Source organism: Janthinobacterium lyxosi, assembly GCF_051380665.1.
Taxonomy (GTDB): domain Bacteria; phylum Pseudomonadota; class Gammaproteobacteria; order Burkholderiales; family Burkholderiaceae_D; genus Janthinobacterium.
In genome coordinates, this window is record NZ_JBNYXM010000075.1 from 1 (window position 1) to 3,247 (window position 3,247).

Below are 3,247 nucleotides of genomic sequence, written 5' to 3' on the forward strand. Positions count from 1 at the left end.
TCATGCTTTTTCCGCCTTCGACGCCGTCACGCGCTCCAGGTCATGGCAACCGCTAACGCCTTCAAGCCAGATGACTGCGCTGTGGCCACCCATGACCTGCGCCTCGCTGGTCGTGACCGTCTCGCGGACCTCGCCGCCGTCCAGTTGGACGCTAACGGCTGCTCCGACCTGGTGCGCGGCGTTGAACTTGTCGCATGCGGCCTGGAGCTTTGCGGTAGCCTGTGCCTGGCGTTCGGCGCGGCTGCTCATGCCACCACCGCCATCTTCTCTGCCCGAGCCCATGCCACGAACAACTCCAAGCGGTCGGCCCATGCGTCCAGAGCCAAGCCACACTCTCTGCCCATGTCCTTGATTTCCTCGTTGGTCGGGTCGAGCTCGTCAGCAGCGTCGAGTAAGGCGCTCGGTGCGGCAACGGCTTCCATGAACTTATCGGCAGCCTCCGGTTTTACGCGTCCATGGCCATGGAATCGGGCGTAGCGCGCCGCGCCCTCGGCCTCGTATGCCGCTTGCTCTGCCGACGACAAATCACGCCCACCGACCAACGCATCGAATTCAGCGTCCGGCATAGCGGAGAAGTAGATCGCCATGCCCAGTGCGGCCGTGTCCGCTCTTTCTTTGGCGGCAGCGGCCTGCTCGTCAGCCAGCGCCTGGCGGGCGGCGGCAATCTCGGCGCGCTCAACTTCTAGCACGGCCTGCGCCTCGGCTGCCGCGCGGTCACGCTCGACCTGCTCGATGCGGGCGGCTTCGGCGCGGCGCGCATCTTCGGCCCTCGCTGAAGCCTCGGCCTGCTCGCGTTGTTGGCGCGCTGCCAGGTCGAGTACAGCTTGCTGATCGGCCAGTTTTTGGGCGGCGGCCGCATTCTCGGCAGCGATGCGCTGATTTTCGGCGGCGACACGGGCGTTCTCGGCGGCCTCGTCGGCGCGGCGCCGGTCGGCTGCGGCGATATCGGCCAGGCGCTGGGCTTCGGCGGCTTCGGCGGCGAGGGCGGTTTCAAGCGCCGTATTCAGCGCATGGTCAGCGCCATCCCATGCCGTGTTGGCCATGTCGGCCATTTCGGCATAGGTGTCATCGACCATGTTGGCCTGCAATTCGACCAGCAGCACTTCAATGCCAGCCGAGTTGGCGCCAACGGCTTTCAGCGCGAGGTCGCGGATAAACTGGATGCGAGCCTGAATTGCGGCGATGCGCGCCATTTCCTTCGCCAGCTCATTAGCCTTACGAGCCTCTTCGATGGCGTCAAATCCGTCGCGCAGCACCTGCAGGCGGTCGCGCTCGGCGATGATGATGCCAGCTAACCGGGCGGCCTCCACCTTCACGGCCTTAGTGAAAGCCTTGGCGTCTTCGGTGACGGCGACCTCAATCTTGCCGATGTCAGTGACCGAGTTCTTCAATTTCATGTACGCGGCATGGCACTCTTCGCGCCCGGCCTTGCTCGTCACGACCAGGATGCTGGCCGATGCCTTGAGCAGGTCGCGCAGCGCAAGTTCGGCGCTCGTGGTTTTCATGGCTAGTGCGGCACGCGAGGCCGGCGACATGGTGGCGAGTGCGGTAGTTTCTGTTGCGGTAAGTGCGTTCATTTTCATTATCCCTATGGTCTTGTTTTGGTGGGCGGCTGGGCGGTGTTGATGGCGCTCCAGCCGGCCGTGTGGCGCCTCACTCAGAACGGAATGTCGTCGTCCATGTCGGCGAAGTTTTGAGCCGGGGCAGCTGCTTGCCGGGCGGCGGGGCGCGGTGCCGGCTGCTGTGTCGGTGCTGGCGCGGCGCTTGGACTACCAGCCAGCTCGATATCCAGCACCTTGCCGGACAGCTTGGTTGACTCCCCGTTCTTGCCCTGGTATGTCTCGATATGAACCTCGTCCAGCGTCACGGCGATCAGCGTTCCTTTGAGCAGGTATGGCGCCAGTGCTTCGGCGCGCTTGCCCCACAGGGCGCCGTCGACCCACTGCGTAGAGCGCTTGCCGTCCGCGCCTTTCTTGCCCCACGTGAAGGCCAGGGAGATACTGCACACAGCGTCCTGCCCGGTCGTGTAACGAAGTTCCGCGTCGCGCCCGATGCGCGCCAGTCCAAATAATTTAGCCATTTTGATATTCTTTCGCTCAGTTTGATTTGTGTTCGAGGTTGATGCGCGCTACGGTATTGAGTAGATATTTCTGTGCTACCCGGCATTTGTTGACCATTTTTTCTTCGAGTGCCATGTCGCGCTGATAGGTGATGCTGGTGAGCCGCAGTGCCGGGTCGATGTGCTCGACCTCGTGCAATTCGCGCTGCTCGTAGCGGATCAGCTCGTCCGGCGTGTTCAGCATCACAAAGCACACCTCGTGCTCAGGCACGTCCCAAAGCCGCATGTAGGCCCGGCCTTGCCACTCGTACAGGCTGTCATGGCAGTCCTCACTCAGTGCCGGGAAGGTGTCGAGATCCCATGAAACTTTGGTATCGATGGTCTTTACGCCCGGCACGTAGATGTCGCACTCGCCGGTCAAAAACTCATCTTCGCGGCGCTCGGTGTTCTTCGTGTAGCTCTCGAAGCGCAGGCGGTTGATCATGTCGATCGCCTCGTCTTCGCAGGCCAGGCCTTTGTCCATGTACTTGGTTTCGACCACCTTGTTGTAGGAGTAGACGAACTGCTTTGCCAGCTTCCCCAAGTAGGTCTTGGCGCCAGCCGACAGCGACATTTCTTTGTAGGGCGCCAGCAATTCCTTGTCGGCGTCGGTCTTGCGCGCCTTGGCTGCCACCTCCAGCAGAGCGGCCGGCAGCAGCGACTTGTCGATGGAAATAGCGTCGGTCATGATCAGACCGAGGGACGATGGATGAAATTTAAGCACTTTTCACCTCGTCGTTTACCTGGGTGAGCTGGTCTTCGGTCAGGATGTTTTCCTTGACCAGACGCGCCACAGTAAATTTTCCGGCTTTGATTTGCGCGATGGCGGCGGCCAGCCCTTTCGGACCGATGGCGCGCGGCGTGATTGGCGGAACTGCCGGCGCCGCTTGCTCGCCGCCGCGCCCGTCGTCGTCCATGTCCTTGGTGGCCAAGCCGCAGGCGCCCAATAGCGTGTAGCGTTGCAGGTACGTCACGGTGCTGGCGATCTGTTGGATAACGTTCTTGGAGCCGGAGTTGTCCGGTGGCGCCTCCATCGTGGTCGATTTGCTATGGCCCATGACATGCGTCAGGGAGCAGCTGACGATGATCATGCCGCTGGCCGGCTGCTGCGTGTCCCAGTCGTGACTGATGCCGCAGCGAGCCAGCGCC

General features: G+C 62.3%; 5 protein-coding genes. All 5 read right to left on the reverse strand.

Annotated features, from left to right (window positions below):
* Positions 1-249 (reverse strand): hypothetical protein, encoded by a 249-nt coding sequence (locus ACQ4WP_RS29115; RefSeq protein ID WP_436526764.1) that lies wholly within the window; start codon positions 247-249, stop codon positions 1-3.
* Positions 246-1,577 carry a hypothetical protein gene (locus ACQ4WP_RS29120; protein ID WP_436526766.1) on the reverse strand — a complete coding sequence of 444 codons (1,332 nt, stop codon included), beginning with the start codon at positions 1,575-1,577 and terminating at the stop codon, positions 246-248. Before ACQ4WP_RS29120 ends, ACQ4WP_RS29115 begins: the two co-directional genes overlap by 4 nt.
* Before the next feature lie 80 nt (positions 1,578-1,657).
* On the reverse strand, positions 1,658-2,080 hold the full coding sequence (locus ACQ4WP_RS29125; RefSeq protein WP_436526768.1) for a single-stranded DNA-binding protein: 423 nt from the start codon (positions 2,078-2,080) through the stop codon (positions 1,658-1,660).
* Positions 2,081-2,096: 16 nt separating this feature from the next.
* Entirely contained in the window at positions 2,097-2,786 is a 690-nt protein-coding gene (locus tag ACQ4WP_RS29130; protein WP_436526770.1) for a hypothetical protein, read from the reverse strand.
* A gap of 28 nt (positions 2,787-2,814) precedes the next feature.
* Positions 2,815-3,247, reverse strand: a 433-nt coding sequence (locus ACQ4WP_RS29135; RefSeq protein WP_436526771.1) for an ERF family protein, incomplete at its 5' end; no start/stop codon positions are given.

What these genes read in the sequence shown, in the direction of transcription:
- ACQ4WP_RS29120 (WP_436526766.1), bottom strand. Translation starts at nt 1,577, where the DNA reads ATGAACGCACTTACCGCAACAGAAACTACCGCACTCGCCACCATGTCG.
- ACQ4WP_RS29115 (WP_436526764.1), bottom strand. Translation starts at nt 249, where the DNA reads ATGAGCAGCCGCGCCGAACGCCAGGCACAGGCTACCGCAAAGCTCCAG.
- ACQ4WP_RS29130 (WP_436526770.1), bottom strand. Translation starts at nt 2,786, where the DNA reads ATGACCGACGCTATTTCCATCGACAAGTCGCTGCTGCCGGCCGCTCTG.
- ACQ4WP_RS29125 (WP_436526768.1), bottom strand. Translation starts at nt 2,080, where the DNA reads ATGGCTAAATTATTTGGACTGGCGCGCATCGGGCGCGACGCGGAACTT.